Origin of the sequence: Glutamicibacter arilaitensis, from assembly GCF_044793945.1 — a bacterium.
GTDB lineage: Bacteria > Actinomycetota > Actinomycetes > Actinomycetales > Micrococcaceae > Glutamicibacter > Glutamicibacter arilaitensis_B.
Window position 1 is genome coordinate 2,920,164 of sequence record NZ_CP084994.1, and the last position, 15,735, is coordinate 2,935,898.

Below are 15,735 nucleotides of genomic sequence, written 5' to 3' on the forward strand. Positions count from 1 at the left end.
GGTGCATCTCACACCTCCTCCCCGGTTGGTGACGCTCTTACTGCTTAATTTGGGAGAATACTTCTTCTCCCAAGTATCTGCCTTCGGCTACCCCAGGGAGGATTGCGTACAGCGCGGAGCCCACGTGCGTGATCCACTCATTGAGCGCGTCGACTTGCGCCAGGCGGCGTTGGACCGGGATAAAACTCCTTGCCGGTTCACGCTGGTACGAAGCGAATAACAACCCCGAGCTCTGGGTCTCGTGATAGTTGTAGCCGCGGCGCCACAATACTTCGTCAGCCGTTTCCGGTTTCGCCCTGGCTATATGTGCATGAGCCGCAATAGCAGGTAATCCGCTGGCGTCCAGGGCTTGCAGATCGACCGGATCCGTGGACTTCGTTCCGGATAGCGGCGAGCCGTCGCTCTGCCGTCGCCCCAAGGCGAAGTCGCGTCCGGCGCGATCCACCTCGTCCCACTTGTCCAGATTCATTTCGATGCGGCGAAGCACCAAGGTAGTACCGCCGGTGATCCAACTCGGTTCCTGCGCATCTCCAAACACCGCTAGCTCGCGTGCCTGGCCGGTGGGATTGTTGATCCCGTCGAGTTGCCCGAACAGATTGCGGAACCCCGGGCCCGGGCGTACTGGTTGAGCCGCGTGCATAAAACCGCTCTGGGAAAATGCCAGCTCGGTAATGCCACGTAGATTCTTACGTAGCGCACGCACCGCATGGTGAAGCACGGTCGGATCTTGAGCACAGCACTGAATGATCAAATCGCTCTGACCATAGCGAGCGTCGAGTTTCTCTCCCTTGAATTCTGGCAGCCTCCCCAAGGCGGAGGATTTGTAACCCAGAACATCCAAGATGCTTTGCCCGACTCCAACCGTCACAGTCAGATCGGACTGCGCATGAGACATTTCCGGCTCGGTATCCGCAAGTACTCCCCTACCGGACATCAGCTGCTGGGCATCCGCGGTCAGCATTTTAAGTATCGAACGAATGTGTTCAATGCTTTCGGTTCGATCCATCGCATCCAAGGGCAGATTGAATCCTAGGAATACTGCATGGGCTTGCGGGTCCGAGAGAATCCCCGATTGATATTTGCCGTGGAAGGGCTGGAATCGTGGGCTGTGCGCAGCGTCGGTAGGCTGTGGCGCGGAACTGCTCGATGCTGTGGCGGTGGCGCGCCCAGCACCGAACCCTGCAAAAACACCGCCAATGGCCGCGGCGGCCGAACCGCCCAGTACTACGCGTCTGGATGGCTGGACGTTTACCGCGCGCACCTAGTGGCCCTCGTGTTCATCATGTTCTTCGGATGAGCCGTGGTAGCTTTCGTTGGCACCGCTGAAGTTTCGTATCGGGAACTGCACATCAGCGCTAGAGCCATCGCTAAAGTTCAGTTGCAGCGTCGAGGTTTGCGAGGCCACCAGTTCTGTCTTCAAATCCATGTACATGAAGTGAGTACCACCGGGGGTCAAAGAAACGGCCTCATCTGGCTTGATGAGCAATGCGCCTTCGTGCTGAGACATCGTCGCTTCGGTTCCTTGGCCCTGCGTGTCATGGATTTCGATCACCGTGCCGTGAATTTTGTCGGTGACTGATTCCAGTTCCAGCGTTGCTTCGCCATCGTTGTGCAGCACGCCGAATGCGGCGCTCATGCCTTGCTCGGCGGCCTTAGCCCACGTTTCGTTCGTGCGTAGATTCTCTGCCTGGGTCCGCTGCACCTGGTTGGTGGAGCCGTCTTGTGAGCTGGGTGCCGGTTCTTGGGCGCAACCACTGAGCAGCAACGTGGTGGCCGCGGCAAGGGTGGCGGTGAGCTTGAAATACTTCATTGGTTTGTCAGCTTTCGCTTGCTCGCAAGGCTGAACCAGCATGGCGGGCGATTTGGGCGCGCTAATGCACGCGATCGCTCAGCCGGTTTCAAATCTGGCTCACGTCGCCTTGCGAAGATCTCATATGGGTGGATGCAGTTGCGCTGAAGGCGCTACGGCCTACTTATTCTGGCGAGTGAATTTCATCAGAACCGCAATTGCGGCACCGAGGATCGCCAGGCCAAGGACAACCCAAATGATCGGGCTAACCTGAGATCCGAGTTCCTGGATCGGTTGTTGCTGCTGGTCTGCTGGTTCCGAATCAACCGGTGCGTTGCTGGCAGGGGCGTTTGCGGACTCGCTGGCTTCCTCCGCAACGTTTACGGTGAAGGAGATGCTGTCCTCGATTGGATGTCCATCAGAAGAAGCCACACGGTAGGCCAACTTATACGTTCCCGAGCTCAGTTTCGTCTCTGGCACCACGGTAACGTCTGTGCCTTTGGTCGTAGCCTCGCTAGCGATCTTTGTGCCATCCTCAGTGCTCAGGGCCACCACGCTGGTTTGCGCTCCAGCGAGCTGCTGCAATTTCCCGGAGAATTCCAAGATGATTTTTTCCGGAGCCTCGGTCACCGTCGAGCCGCTGGCTGGGTCCGAAGAGATGAGCTGGTCGTGAGCCGAAGCGGCGCTAACGCTGCCAAAGACCGCTAATAATGCCACGAGGATGGCGGCCGAAAGTCGCGCGAGATGCGTGTGGGATGCATGGATATCAATGGTTTTCAAGATTTTTCCTTCCAATGATCGGTACACTACGTGCACGATCGAAGCGTATTGATTCGTTTAGGCGAAGAGAGTCGATACGTTGGAGGGAGGCCCACGCCGGGCGGGAAGCCGGAGCAGGACCGAAATTTGGTTCAATACAGGTTCGATGAATGTCGCTAGTACCTGCGGGAATTCGGGAACGAGCTCGCGGGCGCGAGCCAGGATATGCCGTACGTTGCTCAACGTCAGTAGGCCACCAACGGCGGCTAAGAGACGTTCACCTGAATACAAAACGACAATGCTGCTCACCGCTGCCAGTAGGTGTGCGTAGAGCATCGATTCTGATTGCACCTCGCCGTACTGGGAAGCAATATTTCCCACCAGCTCACCACCGTGATGGTGCCCTGCATGTTGCTGGGTAAGCGGCAAAGCTGACGGCGTATGGTGCGTCATGACGGACAGCGCAAAGTGGTAAAGCCCTTGGCTGAACAGCACCACGATACTGGTAGCTGGCAAACTGAATTTCTTGCCAAGCATGGCGGTCGCAATGACCGCTGAGACGCAGGTAATCAAAACCATCACCACGAGCGAGGCTTTGGTTGGCGCACTGTGTGCGTGCGCCGCAAAGGCAGTCCAGGTGCAAAGGCTCGCAGCTAGCCAACCGCGCATTACGCGGGTTGCGCCGATGTCCTTGAGCACGAAGAGCTACCGTTCAGTTGGTGTGATTACCCTGCAAATCGATTCTACGCTAGGTAGAACAATGACTCAACGAGGTTGATGGCATTAACGGTTAATGACGCAGAGAGCCCAATTCTCTGACGAGAATCAGGCCCTCTGCGAAAGTCTGGGGGCTTTACTTCTTGGAGACAGCAGCCTTCAGCTTCGAACCAGCGGTCAGCTTGACCGAGTGGCCAGCTGGGATCTGGATAGCTTCACCGGTCTGTGGGTTGCGGCCGGTGCGAGCTGCACGATCGGTGCGCTCCACTGCCAACCAACCTGGGATCGAAACCTTCTCACCCTGGGAGATCTGGTCAACGAAAACTTCGAACAGCGCATCCAGCACACCGTTGACGGCTACCTGGGAGTTTTCGGTCTTAGCTGCAACAGCGGCAACAAGTTCGCTACGGTTCATAGCCAATGTGTGGTCCTCCTGGACTAGTGATCCATGGCCCAATGGGCCACAGATGCCGCACGCTCGCGCGGACTTATCAGTGAGAACATATCAAACCTTTGGCCCCGAAACCGACGAAAACGTGCGCATTCCCGGGATTTTTTCAACTATTTACGGTTCTGAACGCCAGACGGTCTAGTTTTTAGGTTGAGGGGAGCCGAATATCCAGATTCTGCTGGTTAACGACATCAACCCGTCACCACGAAATAAGTTCGAGTAACGGGTCGATGGAACGCACGAAGTGCGCCGTGGCCTTACTTCTTGGAGACAGCAGCCTTCAGCTTCGAACCAGCGGTCAGCTTGACCGAGTGGCCAGCTGGGATCTGGATAGCTTCACCGGTCTGTGGGTTGCGGCCGGTGCGAGCTGCACGATCGGTGCGCTCCACTGCCAACCAACCTGGGATCGAAACCTTCTCACCCTGGGAGATCTGGTCAACGAAAACTTCGAACAGCGCATCCAGCACACCGTTGACGGCTACCTGGGAGTTTTCGGTCTTAGCTGCAACAGCGGCAACAAGTTCGCTACGGTTCATAGCCAATGTGTGGTCCTCCTGGACTAGTGATCCGCCGCCCCAATCCGGGGGCCGGATGCCGCACGCTCGCACGGGCTTACTTGAGAGAACTTACCAGCAAATACCGACAGTAGGCGTACAGTTCCGCGGTTTTTGCCGATATTCGGCGAACTTTCATGGTGTGAAAGTTCACTGTAGCTCAAATTTGGAATGGATCTATCCCGTGATTCGCCTCAACAAATATCTTCCAAACGGGGTCCATAAGTCGTTTACGTCGAGTAGCTTTTGCCGGTCTGGCCAGTGAAGATTCGCCTTTTGAGAGGAATCGCGGGCCGAGATAGGTTCCGCGGGGACTCTCGGATATACCCGGGTTCAGAGCCGCTTCTACGATGGATACCGAACCTTCATGTTTGCCCTGCGCGAAACTGGCCTGCATTTGGTCTCGAACCCGCTTGGAATAAGGCGGTTCGTTGATTCCAGGCACCTTGATGCTCAGCCCGGAAATCGAATATCCGGGGTGTACTGCGATAGCTCGCGATGGCCATGAAAGCTGTTTCAGGCGATGATCCATGGCCAGAGTAAACGCTTGGACCGCTGCCTTGGACTGAGCATAGGCCCGGTAGGCGTGGTAGCTGTGATTCAGCGCCAAGTTATTTGGGTCCGTTTTCATCAGCCTTGTGGCCACCGACCCGAGACTGATGAAACGCAATGGCCTCTCACTGAAAATTTCGGCAAGCTCTCCTACTAGTCGGGCGTGTCCCAAAAAGTTTGTGCTCATCGCTGCCTCGTACCCTAAGCTGCCGTTCACTCGGGTTGCCGGCGTGCGAATTATCCCGGCATTAGCGATTAGGATATCCAGCTTCCGGTGACGCAAGATACTCCCAAGTGCGGTGGCAGATTCAAGAGACGAGGCTTCGAAGTGAAGATGCTCTAATTTTGCATGGGGTACGCGCTCTCGGATCTCTTTCATCGCAACCTCGGCCTTCACCTCATTACGACAGGCGAGCACCACATGTGCGCCGCTCTCTGCCAATGCCAGGCTCGTGAAGAATCCGAGGCCTGAGTTAGCGCCGGTTATCACTGCGGTTTTCCCCTCGCCGAGACCCGCCCAACGGGAGCGATTGGCGTACACGTCATGGTGCGGCGTTCCATAGCCTAAAAGGTCCAGGGCTCCAGCACGGGCTTCAATGCTCATAACTCAACGCTACTATGCCCAGCGCTCCAGATCGCCGTGTCACAGACGCGGCATATCCCGCCCTATTGCCGGTTTGATCTCTGGGTGCAAGCATTGGAGGGTGAGTAGCAAACCGGAGAAATCAGCCCAGAACGCAGCACTGAATGCCGCACGCTACCAAATGGCGACAAATTCTGATGTGCCAGTTCCGGTAGACAAATACGCCGAGCAAACGGGTAAACCGAGCGTTACCGGACCGGCGCGCACACCCCTGCAATATCATGCCCAAGATGAAGCGTGGGAAGTTGCAAATAGCGTTTTGGATGGGGCCTTCGCCCGCGGAGAATTCGACAATCTGCCCTTGTCAGGAAAAAATATCGATCACATCACGTCCTCCACCGATCCTGACTGGTGGCTAAAATCCATGATGCATCGAGAGCAGCTCTCCGGGCTCGGCCCGCCTGCATTGACCTTGCGCGTTGAAGACGAGCAGTTGCAACAGACACTCGATCGTCTGCCCACAGCCGCCGCGGTACGTGAGCACCTCACCGATTTTAATCAGCGTATCGTCGAAGCGCGCCGACAGCTGCTTGGCGGTCCCGCGGTGGTCACCATGCTGCGCGACGTTGAAGCCGAGGTGCTGGCTTGGACAGCACGCCGTTCCATTCAGGTTGTTGAGCCCATACGGCCGGCGTCCACGCCGAGACGCCGTTGGTGGTCGCGGCGTAAGTAACTGGAGGGTTAAACGACGAATGCCGTCTCAATCCCTTGCGGGTTTGAGACGGCATTCGTGCTAGAAAGCTAAAGCCGTAAGACTTTGTGGCTTACCAGGAAGACTTGGTGATGCCCGGAAGCTCACCACGGTGTGCCATGTCGCGGAAGCGAACACGGGAGATACCGAACTTCTGGAAGGTACCACGTGGACGGCCGTCGATGGAGTCGCGGTTGCGAACGCGGATCGGCGAAGCGTCGCGTGGAAGCTTCTGCAGACCAACGCGTGCAGCCTCGCGGGCTTCATCGGTTGCCTTCGGGTCAACCAAGGTCTTCTTCAGTTCGAGGCGCTTTTCAGCGTAACGCTCGACAATGACCTTGCGCTGTTCGTTCTTTGCGATTTTGGACTTCTTGGCCATGTCTTAGCGCTCCTCTCGGAATTCGACGTGCTTACGGACAACTGGGTCGTACTTCTTCAGAACCATACGGTCTGGATCGTTACGACGGTTTTTGCGGGTCACGTAAGTGAATCCGGTACCGGCGGTCGACTTCAGCTTGATGATAGGACGTACGTCCTTATCCTTCTTTGCCATATTAGAGCTTCACACCCTTCGCAAGCATGTCGGCAACAACAGCGTCGATGCCACGAACGTCAATGAGCTTGATGCCCTTAACCGAAAGGGTCAAGGTCACGTTGCGGCGCAGGGATGGAACCCAGTAGCGCTTCTTCTGGATGTTCGGATCGAAACGACGCTTATTGCGACGGTGCGAGTGGGAGATGCTATGTCCGAAGCCCGGGGTAGTACCGGTTACCTGGCAAACAGCTGCCATGATCACTCCTTAGTTAGTTAGTAGTAAAATTCGGCGGTTCTCGCGCGCAGTGTCTTTACCGAAATAACGACACTACTTAGTGCGTTATGAGCCCCGCCAACCAGTGAAACACCGTTAATACTGCACACTAGGAAGGTAACCAGGCTGGGTGAGAACCAACCGAAGAGCCTTAAAGTATGTAAGTCGGTGAACTTCGCAACCGGTTGAGCAATTTCCCCGTACTCAGGTGGTCACGATATTCGGTATTACGGGCTACGCGTACCCGCTGGTCCACCGAAATGGCGGCACAACGAAACACGCGATTAACGCGCTATAAGAATATCTGGGATTGTTCAGGGAGCCAAATCGGAGGTGGAACCCTCCAAGACCCAGTGATCTGCGTCCAAAACCTTGACGACCTTGTGCGAAATCCTCGCAAGATCCTTAATGTCCTTGTCATCCAAGGTTTCGAGGAGAAGAGCGCGGACCGTGTTGACGTGGTGCGGCGCCATTTTCACCACCGCCTCCCAACCTTCCTTGGTTAATGAGGCAATCTTCACACGTGCGTCGCCGGCAGATTGTGCACGAATCATCCATCCGCGCTTTTCCAGCTTCTTGACCACATGCGACAAGCGCGACAGCGAAGCGCTGGTGCGAGCCGCAAGTTCAGTCATGGTCAATTCGCGGTCCGGCGTTTCGGAAAGCATTGCGAGCATGTGGTAATCGAAGAGGGTTATCCCCTCGAGGCCTTGAAGATCAGAATCTAATGCGGCAGGCAGCAAGGACATCAACGTGTTCAGCCCCAGCCAAGCCTTTCGCTCTTCAGCAGAAAGCCAGATGACCTGTTCAGTCATGTATTTTGCACCATTCCTCTACCGCACACGCAGCAAGTCGTTACTACATCGTGGGAATATTCTAATGGGTCGAATCCTACCTTGTCGCCTTCAGGATTCTGAGGCTAACTCTTATTTAGCAAAACGCCGTATCAGACACCCGGAGAGCCGAACCGCGCACCCTCAGCCAAGTTACTTGCGCAAACGAGGCTCCTACCCCGGACACTCGAAACTATTTACGTCCGCAAGACTTCGAATCAGGGGTCAACGACATCTACGAGGATATCGTTGAGCGCCGAATTGGTGCCCATAGCCAACAGTCTGCCCAATGGCGGTTACGGAGGAATCCCGAATCTGTGACTCCAATAGGCGGAGCCCACCCGCTCCTCATGGCGAAGGAACGGGCGGACCCCAAGGTACGATTTGCTGTTTTAGACCTGCTCTAGGCGTTTTCGTTTTCGATAGGCCATCACCTGTCCGATGATTACTACCAGCAACGCGGTGATGAACATTGCGGAACCGATGACGTTGGCCTGAGCCGGAATGCCACGCGTAGCCGCCACGTAAATGAACTTCGGGAATGTCTGGAAAGTTCCGGAGTTGAAGTTCGTGATGATGAAGTCGTCAAAACTCATCGCGAAAGACAACAACGCTGCCGCGATAATGCCAGGCACCAACAGTGGGAAGGTGATCTTCCAAAAAGCAGCTCGGGGCGTGGAGTACAAGTCGGCTGCTGCTTCTTCTAGACGCGGGTCCAATGAAGAGACGCGAGCTCGAACCGTCACGATCACAAAGGACATGCAGAACACCGAATGCGCGATCACAATGGTGGTGTAGCCCAATTCCCACCCGAGATTCAAGAACTGTGCCAGGAGTGAAGCACCGAGCACGACCTCTGGGGTTGCTAAGGGAAGAATGATCAGCACATCGGTCAGCTTTCGGAAGCGGAACTTGTAGCGCACCAATCCGATAGCGATACAGGTCCCAAGCGCGGTGGACACGAGCGTGGCAACCACACCGACCTGCAATGAATTGACCAACGATTCGCAAACAGCAGGCGCACCGCAAGGGTTCTGCCAATTCTCTAAGGTGAAGCCGCGCCATTCAAGGTTTGTACGCCCTGCATCATTGAACGAAAATACGAAGATATAAGCGATCGGTACCAGCAGGTAGATGAAGGCCAAACCGGCAACGACGGGAATGATCCAGCGCCCTATTTTTTGTTTCATCATGGCCTCCTACATCAATTCCTTGGTACCGAAACGACGAATGTATATCGTGACCAGTATCAAGATCGAGAGCATCAGCACGAAGCTCAGCGCCGCGGCGCCTGGGTAGTCGATGACCTTGAAGAATCGTGAATCGATAACTTGTCCGATCATCGTGGTGTTTCGGTTGTTGCCCAGCAGAGCAGCATTGACGTAGTCGCCGGCGGCCGGGATGAAGGTCAAGAGCGTACCGGCAAAAACACCCGGTGCAGATAAGGGCAGCGTCACTTTGAAGAACGAGGTCATTGGTCCGGCGTATAGATCCCCGGATGCTTCTAACAGTCTCGTATCCAATCGTCCGAGGTTCGCATAGATCGGTAGCACCATGAAGGGCAGGAAGTTATAGGTCAAACCTGCCACCACGGCAAACGGCGTAGCGGTCAGGTGCCCATCGGCAGGGAGGATCGCGATGAATTTCAGAGTTTGTGCCACAAATCCTTCGTCAGCCAGAATTTGTTTCCATGCCTGGGTGCGCAAAATGAAGCTGGAAAAGAAGGGTGCGATCAGCAGAACCAGCAAAATCCCTTGAAGCAAGCCATGCTGGCGCAGCCGCACGGCGACGAGGTACGCCATCGGATAGCCGATCAGCAGTGCCAGTACGGTAGCGATGAGCGCGAAGCCGAAGGAGCGAAGCAGATCAGGCCAGTATGATCCGAGAACCACCGCGTAGTTGCGGAATTCCAATGCCGGGACGAATTCACCGATGCCTGCGCCTTCTGGTCTGGCGTACAGCGACATCGAAAGCAAGACAATGACCGGAATTGCGAAAAACAGCAAGAGCAGCAACATGCCCGGCACAATGAGATAGACACCGGTTCGCCCCTTGCGGCGTTCGGCCTTGATTTCGTCGGGGCTGCGCAGATCCGCGATCTTTCCTTTCTTGGTCATCACCGCGTTGTTCATGTCTGATCAACCCCGGCATCAACAATTTCATCGCCAGCTAGGCCGAAGGAGTGTCCGCTATCCCAGCTGAGATACACGGTGTCCCCCAATTGCGCCGATTGCTGTCCGCGATTTTGCGAGAAGGTTCCGATTCGACCAATGCCTGCGACCTCGATCAGATACTCGGTTGTGGTTCCGGTGAACGACACGTCGATAACCTCGCCGCTAAGCTCGTTGTGCCCCGTAGCGTCGTTGGGTGCTTCGAGGTTCAAATGCAGTTTTTCCGGGCGCACTCCAACAACGATCTCTCCTTCGTGTTGCACAGCCCGATCCTTTGCGACGAGAATCTTGCGTCCAGAGGCCACAACTTCTAGAAGTCCGTCTCGTTCCCCGGTAACCGTTCCGCGCATAAGATTTGATTTGCCCAAGAAGTTCGCCACAAAAGCAGTCTTAGGAAGTTCGTATAGATCGCGCGGCGCGCCCATCTGTTCGATTCGTCCCTCGTTCATCACCGCGACGACATCCGCCATGGTCATGGCTTCTTCCTGATCGTGCGTCACATGGATGAAGGTCAGTCCCACTTCGGTTTGGATGGATTTCAGTTCCATTTGCATTTGCCGACGCAACTTCATATCTAATGCTCCGAGCGGCTCATCGAGCAACAGAACCTGGGGACGGTTCACTAGCGCCCGGGCCAAGGCGACGCGCTGTTGTTGTCCACCGGAAAGCTGTTCGGGGCGCCGGCTTGCAAGGTGCGCCAATTCCACCATTTCGAGACCTGCTTTGGCTTTTTCCATGGCCTGTTTATCTTTTTTGCGCTTCAGCCCGAAGGCCACGTTTTCCAGCACCGTCATGTGTGGGAAGAGCGCGTAGGACTGGAAGACCGTGTTGACTTGGCGTTGATGACTCGGCAACGAAGTCACGTCCTTGCCCCCGATAGAAATTTCCCCTTCGCTTGGTGCTTCCAACCCAGCGATCATGCGCAAAGTGGTCGACTTGCCGCAGCCTGATGGTCCGAGCAAGGCGAAAAATGTTCCTGAAGGCACAAGCAGGTCCAAGTCTTTGACCGCAATAAATTCCGCGAAGCGTTTGGTGATGCCTTTAAGCTGCAGATCCGCGCCCTCGCTGCGCGGAAGTTCCACCTTCTTGATAGCTGGCTCTGCGGTGTTGGTATTCATCACGTTTTATACCCCAATTACTTCTTGGAACTGGTTTTTGAAGTCGTTTTCTTCGTCGACCGACAGCTCTCGTTCTGTACTTGCTTTGTTCAGGAATTCTTCAGTTGGGAATATCAGCGGATCATTGACCAGATCCGGGTCGATTTTTTCCATTTCTTCCTGCGCGCCAACTACTGGGCACAGGTAGTTCACGTAGGCCGCGACCTCTGCCGCAACATCGGGCTGATAGTAGAAATCCATCAGCTTTTCGGCATTTTTCTTATGCGTAGCACCAATGGGAACCATAAAATTATCCGACCAGATCAATCCACCACGCTCGGGCATAATGAACTCCCACTTATTTCCCTCTTCAAAGTTCAGCTGCGTGATATCGCCGGAATAGGCAATCCCCGCCAATGCATCTCCCGAGATGAGGTCCTGTTTATAGGAATTGCCCTTGACCTGGCGAATCTGTCCGTTTTGGATGTTCTTCTCCACAATTTCAATCGCACCGGAGAATTCATCTTGGCCCCATTGCCCCGTGATATCGATGCCTTGGTCAAGAAGCAGAAGGGGGATGGTATCTCGCATTTCATCGAGCAACGTCACTCGACCCTTGAGCTCAGGAGCCCAGAGGTCTGCAACGTTGCGTAGCCCCTTAGGGAATGCTTCTTTGTTCCATACCAAACCTTTATAACCGGACTGCCAGGTCAGTGACTTGGTACGTCCTGGGTCGAACCGGACGTCGTTAAGACTAGGCAACAGATTCTTCAGATTCGGAATGTTTGCATGATCAAGATCCTGCACATACCCAAGACGAATCATGCGTTCGGTCATCCAGTCGGTGAGAACCATCAGGTCTTGGCCAATATCCTGTCCGGATGCCAGTTGCGACTGCACCTTGCCGTAATAGGAATCGTTGGAATCGATATCTTCTACGTACCGCACGTCCAAACCGCTGGATTTCTTGAACTCTTCTAACGTTGGGTAGTGCTTGGCTTCGTCGTCATAGTCCAGGTACAAGGTCCAATTTGCCCAGCGAACGAGTTTTTCGGTATCCGAAATATCAATTCCCGGGGTTAAAGCCTGTACCGGACCGCTTCCGACGCCTTTGGTGCCGCAGGCACTAAGCAGGCCAGCGAGTGCCAAGCCTGCCGCACCAGCCAGCACACCCTGTCGGCTGGCTTGAGCCTGACCGATGGCTTGGGATAGCCGGCCTCGCTGCTCGCTGATAGCTCGTTGGCGTGACATATATTAGCTCCTACGCTCCAATCGCGCTTTGGAATTCGCTGCCGAGGGTGCTTTCCTCGTCAGCATTCAATGAACGGAAAACGTGTGCATGGCTCAGGTCTTCCTCGGTCGGGAAGATCAGTGGGTTGTCGACCAAACTCGGATCGATCTTTTCCATTTCTTCCTTGGCACCGACGACCGGGCATATGAAATTTACGTAGGCTGCTACTTCGGCGGCGACTTTCGGGTCATAGTAGAAATTCATGAGCTTTTCGGCATTGCTCTTTCGAGGGGAGGCGACGGGGACCAGCAAGTTATCGCTCCAAAGCGTTCCGCCTGCTTCCGGGATGATGAATTCCCATTGGTCATCGTTTTCGAAGTTCATCTGAACCATGTCGCCGGACCAGACAACGCCTGCCACCGCGTCACCGGAGATGAAATCTTCCTTGTACGAGTTGCCTTTAACCTGTCGGATCTGGCCGTTGTCGATATTCTTGCGCAGATCATCCAGTGCCGCCCCGAATTCCGCTTCACCCCAAGAACCGGTGATGTCAACGCCATTCTCCAACATCAGCAGGCCCATGGTGTCGCGCATTTCATCGAGCACCGTGATGCGACCTTTGAGCGCAGGATCCCAAAGATCCGAGACGCTCTTCAGACCCTTCGGGTACTTCTTCTTGTTCCAGGCAATTCCGGCGTAGCCGGTCTGCCAGGTCAGGGAATGTTTTCGTCCCGGATCGAAGTCGACATCTTTGAGATTCGGCAGCAGATTAGCCATGTTTGGAATGTTCGCGTGATCGAGCTCTTGGGTATATCCCTGGCCAATGATCCGTCCGGCCATCCAGTCGGTGAGCGTAACCAGGTCCTGTCCGATGTCTTGACCGGCCTTGAGCTGGCCTTGCACCTTGCCGTAATAGGTGTCGTTGCCGTCAATATCTTCGACGTATTTGACGCTGATTCCGGTTTCCTTCGTGAACTGGTCAAGAGTGGGATAGGTCTTGCCCTTGTCGTCGTAGTCCAAGTACAAAGTCCAGTTGGCCCAGTTGACCGTTGGATCGGTTTCCGAAATGTCTTTGATATCGACCACCGGCCCATTGCCGGCACCGCCGGTTCCGCCAGTGCCACAAGCCGCCAGCAAACCGGTGAGCCCCAATGCACCGGCTGCCCCCAGCACACCGCGTCGAGACATCGATCGCTGACTCATCGCCTGCACGAGAGCTCGAATCTTTGGATCTTCAGGAAGTTGTCCTCGCGAGTGAGACATGGATCCGTCCTAACTAGAATTGCCCAAAATAATCTGATGACTGTGATGTGCCACACAAGATATCAATGACGTTCATAATGTCAGTTCTTCGCGAGCTAAACAAGGTTTGAACGCCAGAATCCTTGTTAACTTTGCGTTTCTGGTACCGGAAACAATAAAAATAGCCCCTTTCGCAACTGGATCAGTAGCTGTAGGGTCTGTGCTATACCCAAAACGCTGGCAGTTTTTGGGTGGCGAAAATGCATCGAATGACCTGGGAGGCCGATACCGAATGACCATGCCACCGAATGGCCACGCGACGGCGATGATCGATGAAATTTCTAAAGAAATCATCGAACAACTACAAGAAGACGGACGCCGCTCCTACGCGGCGATTGGCAAAGCTGTGGGCCTGAGCGAAGCAGCGGTCCGTCAACGCGTGCAGAAATTGGTGGACAGTCGAGCCATGCAAATTGTGGCGGTAACCAATCCCTTGGAGCTGGGATTCACCCGGCAAGCAATGATTGGCATTACCGCCTCAAGCGACATCAATGGGACCGCGGACCGCATCGCAGCAGTTCAAGAAGTGGACTACTGCGTGGTGACCGCAGGAAGCGCCGACATCCTGGCCGAAGTCATTTGTTCCAGCGATGAAGACCTCCTGCGCGTGATTAGCAAAATCCGCGGCACCGAAGGCGTCGTCAGTACGAATACGTACACGTACCTTTCACTGAAAAAACAGGAATACAACTGGGGAACACGATGAGTACAACTCCACGCGGTACCGATCGCCAGCAGGCAGCTCGCGATCATCTTTGGATGCATATGGCCCGCCACTCAGGACTTCATAATGGTGGCAATGTGCCAATCATTTCCCGTGGCGAGGGGCACAAGATCTATGACGATCAGGGCAAAGAGTATATCGACGGGCTCTCGGGCCTGTTCGTCGTCAATGCCGGCCATGGTCGCGCCGAACTTGCTCAGGTCGCAGCCAAACAGGCCGAAAAGTTGGCGTTTATGCCGCTTTGGTCCTACGCCCACGAACCGGCAATCGACTTGGCCGAGCGCCTAGCGCACTATGCACCGGGAGACTTGAACAGGGTCTTCTTCACCACCGGTGGCGGCGAAGCGGTGGAGTCGGCTTTCAAGCTTGCCAAACAGCACTTCAAGATGAAGGGCCTGCCCGGAAAAACCAAGGTCATTTCACGCGCGCTGGCCTACCACGGCACCCCGCAAGGTGCGCTGGCGATCACTTCCTTGCCAGATATGAAGACACCCTTCGAACCGCTGGTTCCTGGAACATTCCGAGTTCCAAATACCAACTTCTATCGGGCACCTGAAATGTTTGCCGATAACGAAAAGGACTTCGGGCTGTGGGCGGCGGAAAGAATCCGTGAAGCAATCGAGTTCGAAGGCCCAGACACGGTCGCGGCAGTTTTCTTGGAACCTGTCCAAAACTCCGGCGGATGTTTCCCACCGCCGCCGGGGTATTTCGATCGTGTACGCGAAATCTGCGACGAGCACGATGTCTTGCTCGTTTCGGACGAGACCATCTGCGCTTTCGGCCGCATCGGTTCAATGTTTGCCTGCAATGACTTCGGCTATGTCCCGGATATCATCACTTCGGCGAAGGCACTCACCAGCGGTTACGCTCCCTTGGGCGTCATGGTGGTCTCGGACAAGCTCTTCGAGCCGTTCACCAAGGGCGACACCACGTTCTATCACGGCTATACCTTTGGCGGGCACCCAGTGGCGGCAGCCGTTGCCATGGCAAACCTCGACATTTTCGAGCGCGAGGGACTCAACGACAATGTCAAGAACAATGCCGACAACTTCAAGTCGACCTTGGAGAAACTCAAGGACTTGGATATCGTCGGTGACGTTCGCGGCGCCGGCTACTTCTACGGAATTGAACTGGTCAAAGACAAGAGCACCAAGGAGACCTTCAATGATGAGGAATCCGAGCGCTTGCTACGCCAGTACCTCTCCCCTGCGCTATGGGAAGCCGGGCTGTATTGCCGCGCAGATGACCGAGGCGACCCAGTGATTCAACTTGCTCCTCCGCTAACCATCGCCCAACCGGAATTCGATGAAATCGAATCGATCTTGCGTTCGGTGCTTTCTGAGGCCGCTAACAAGATCTAGACGGCACCCAGGCAACTTGTTTTTGACCTAAATATAGCGGTCGGCCCCTCT

19 protein-coding genes are annotated in these 15,735 nt (G+C 55.1%); 3 read left to right on the top strand and 16 right to left on the bottom strand.

Annotated features, from left to right (window positions below; translation table 11 throughout):
- Positions 1-37 precede the first annotated feature (37 nt).
- From LG294_RS13750 to LG294_RS13780, 7 genes are all read right to left on the bottom strand, one after another.
- Positions 38-1,261 (bottom strand): Dyp-type peroxidase, encoded by a 1,224-nt coding sequence (locus LG294_RS13750; protein WP_404286610.1) that lies wholly within the window; start codon positions 1,259-1,261, stop codon positions 38-40.
- The gene (locus LG294_RS13755; protein ID WP_404286612.1) at positions 1,262-1,810 is read right to left on the bottom strand and encodes a copper chaperone PCu(A)C; all 549 of its coding nucleotides are present in this window, start codon (positions 1,808-1,810) and stop codon (positions 1,262-1,264) included.
- Between the two features lie 159 nt (positions 1,811-1,969).
- Positions 1,970-2,569 (bottom strand): copper resistance protein CopC, encoded by a 600-nt coding sequence (locus LG294_RS13760; protein WP_404286614.1) that lies wholly within the window; start codon positions 2,567-2,569, stop codon positions 1,970-1,972.
- A 57-nt stretch (positions 2,570-2,626) separates the two neighbouring features.
- Complete coding sequence (locus LG294_RS13765) at positions 2,627-3,247, bottom strand: hypothetical protein (protein ID WP_404286616.1); 621 nt, start codon at positions 3,245-3,247, stop codon at positions 2,627-2,629.
- A 154-nt stretch (positions 3,248-3,401) separates the two neighbouring features.
- Entirely contained in the window at positions 3,402-3,686 is a 285-nt protein-coding gene (locus LG294_RS13770) for an HU family DNA-binding protein (RefSeq protein WP_096255549.1), read from the bottom strand.
- 287 nt (positions 3,687-3,973) lie between these two features.
- Positions 3,974-4,258: an HU family DNA-binding protein gene (locus LG294_RS13775; protein WP_096255549.1), complete on the bottom strand. Its 285-nt coding sequence runs from the start codon at positions 4,256-4,258 to the stop codon at positions 3,974-3,976.
- A 172-nt stretch (positions 4,259-4,430) separates the two neighbouring features.
- The gene (locus tag LG294_RS13780) at positions 4,431-5,426 is read right to left on the bottom strand and encodes an SDR family NAD(P)-dependent oxidoreductase (protein WP_404286618.1); all 996 of its coding nucleotides are present in this window, start codon (positions 5,424-5,426) and stop codon (positions 4,431-4,433) included.
- 100 nt (positions 5,427-5,526) lie between these two features.
- Between LG294_RS13780 and LG294_RS13785 the strand changes: the two genes are divergently transcribed.
- Positions 5,527-6,138, top strand: a complete 612-nt coding sequence (locus tag LG294_RS13785; protein WP_404286620.1) for a DnaJ family domain-containing protein — start codon at positions 5,527-5,529, stop codon at positions 6,136-6,138.
- A gap of 91 nt (positions 6,139-6,229) precedes the next feature.
- On the opposite strand, the gene rpsN is transcribed toward LG294_RS13785, so the two are convergent.
- From rpsN to LG294_RS13830, 9 genes are all read right to left on the bottom strand, one after another.
- On the bottom strand, positions 6,230-6,535 hold the full coding sequence (rpsN, locus tag LG294_RS13790) for a 30S ribosomal protein S14 (RefSeq protein WP_404286622.1): 306 nt from the start codon (positions 6,533-6,535) through the stop codon (positions 6,230-6,232).
- Positions 6,536-6,538: 3 nt separating this feature from the next.
- Positions 6,539-6,709, bottom strand: coding sequence for a 50S ribosomal protein L33 (gene rpmG, locus LG294_RS13795; RefSeq protein WP_022874359.1), 171 nt, complete (start codon positions 6,707-6,709; stop codon positions 6,539-6,541).
- A 1-nt stretch (position 6,710) separates the two neighbouring features.
- Positions 6,711-6,947 (bottom strand): 50S ribosomal protein L28, encoded by a 237-nt coding sequence (gene rpmB / locus LG294_RS13800; protein WP_096283268.1) that lies wholly within the window; start codon positions 6,945-6,947, stop codon positions 6,711-6,713.
- Positions 6,948-7,279: 332 nt separating this feature from the next.
- The gene (locus LG294_RS13805) at positions 7,280-7,780 is read right to left on the bottom strand and encodes a MarR family winged helix-turn-helix transcriptional regulator (protein ID WP_404286625.1); all 501 of its coding nucleotides are present in this window, start codon (positions 7,778-7,780) and stop codon (positions 7,280-7,282) included.
- A gap of 410 nt (positions 7,781-8,190) precedes the next feature.
- Positions 8,191-8,988, bottom strand: a complete 798-nt coding sequence (locus tag LG294_RS13810; RefSeq protein ID WP_404286627.1) for an ABC transporter permease — start codon at positions 8,986-8,988, stop codon at positions 8,191-8,193.
- 9 nt (positions 8,989-8,997) lie between these two features.
- Positions 8,998-9,915: an ABC transporter permease gene (locus LG294_RS13815; RefSeq protein WP_404286629.1), complete on the bottom strand. Its 918-nt coding sequence runs from the start codon at positions 9,913-9,915 to the stop codon at positions 8,998-9,000.
- A gap of 11 nt (positions 9,916-9,926) precedes the next feature.
- Positions 9,927-11,087, bottom strand: coding sequence for an ABC transporter ATP-binding protein (locus tag LG294_RS13820; protein WP_404286631.1), 1,161 nt, complete (start codon positions 11,085-11,087; stop codon positions 9,927-9,929).
- Between the two features lie 6 nt (positions 11,088-11,093).
- Positions 11,094-12,317, bottom strand: coding sequence for a PotD/PotF family extracellular solute-binding protein (locus LG294_RS13825; protein ID WP_404286633.1), 1,224 nt, complete (start codon positions 12,315-12,317; stop codon positions 11,094-11,096).
- 10 nt (positions 12,318-12,327) lie between these two features.
- Positions 12,328-13,560, bottom strand: a complete 1,233-nt coding sequence (locus tag LG294_RS13830; protein WP_404286635.1) for a PotD/PotF family extracellular solute-binding protein — start codon at positions 13,558-13,560, stop codon at positions 12,328-12,330.
- A 271-nt stretch (positions 13,561-13,831) separates the two neighbouring features.
- Between LG294_RS13830 and LG294_RS13835 the strand changes: the two genes are divergently transcribed.
- Both LG294_RS13835 and LG294_RS13840 read left to right on the top strand, forming a co-directional pair.
- Positions 13,832-14,305: an Lrp/AsnC family transcriptional regulator gene (locus LG294_RS13835; protein WP_404286637.1), complete on the top strand. Its 474-nt coding sequence runs from the start codon at positions 13,832-13,834 to the stop codon at positions 14,303-14,305.
- Positions 14,302-15,684: an aspartate aminotransferase family protein gene (locus LG294_RS13840; protein WP_404286639.1), complete on the top strand. Its 1,383-nt coding sequence runs from the start codon at positions 14,302-14,304 to the stop codon at positions 15,682-15,684. The genes LG294_RS13835 and LG294_RS13840 overlap by 4 nt, the downstream gene beginning before the upstream one ends.
- The last annotated feature ends 51 nt before the right edge of the window (positions 15,685-15,735 follow it).

What these genes read in the sequence shown, in the direction of transcription:
- LG294_RS13755 (WP_404286612.1), bottom strand. Translation starts at nt 1,810, where the DNA reads ATGAAGTATTTCAAGCTCACCGCCACCCTTGCCGCGGCCACCACGTTG.
- LG294_RS13780 (WP_404286618.1), bottom strand. Translation starts at nt 5,426, where the DNA reads ATGAGCATTGAAGCCCGTGCTGGAGCCCTGGACCTTTTAGGCTATGGA.
- rpsN (WP_404286622.1), bottom strand. Translation starts at nt 6,535, where the DNA reads ATGGCCAAGAAGTCCAAAATCGCAAAGAACGAACAGCGCAAGGTCATT.
- rpmG (WP_022874359.1), bottom strand. Translation starts at nt 6,709, where the DNA reads ATGGCAAAGAAGGATAAGGACGTACGTCCTATCATCAAGCTGAAGTCG.
- rpmB (WP_096283268.1), bottom strand. Translation starts at nt 6,947, where the DNA reads ATGGCAGCTGTTTGCCAGGTAACCGGTACTACCCCGGGCTTCGGACAT.
- LG294_RS13805 (WP_404286625.1), bottom strand. Translation starts at nt 7,780, where the DNA reads ATGACTGAACAGGTCATCTGGCTTTCTGCTGAAGAGCGAAAGGCTTGG.
- LG294_RS13810 (WP_404286627.1), bottom strand. Translation starts at nt 8,988, where the DNA reads ATGAAACAAAAAATAGGGCGCTGGATCATTCCCGTCGTTGCCGGTTTG.
- LG294_RS13815 (WP_404286629.1), bottom strand. Translation starts at nt 9,915, where the DNA reads ATGACCAAGAAAGGAAAGATCGCGGATCTGCGCAGCCCCGACGAAATC.
- LG294_RS13820 (WP_404286631.1), bottom strand. Translation starts at nt 11,087, where the DNA reads ATGAATACCAACACCGCAGAGCCAGCTATCAAGAAGGTGGAACTTCCG.
- LG294_RS13825 (WP_404286633.1), bottom strand. Translation starts at nt 12,317, where the DNA reads ATGTCACGCCAACGAGCTATCAGCGAGCAGCGAGGCCGGCTATCCCAA.
- LG294_RS13830 (WP_404286635.1), bottom strand. Translation starts at nt 13,560, where the DNA reads ATGTCTCACTCGCGAGGACAACTTCCTGAAGATCCAAAGATTCGAGCT.
- LG294_RS13835 (WP_404286637.1), top strand. Translation starts at nt 13,832, where the DNA reads ATGACCATGCCACCGAATGGCCACGCGACGGCGATGATCGATGAAATT.
- LG294_RS13840 (WP_404286639.1), top strand. Translation starts at nt 14,302, where the DNA reads ATGAGTACAACTCCACGCGGTACCGATCGCCAGCAGGCAGCTCGCGAT.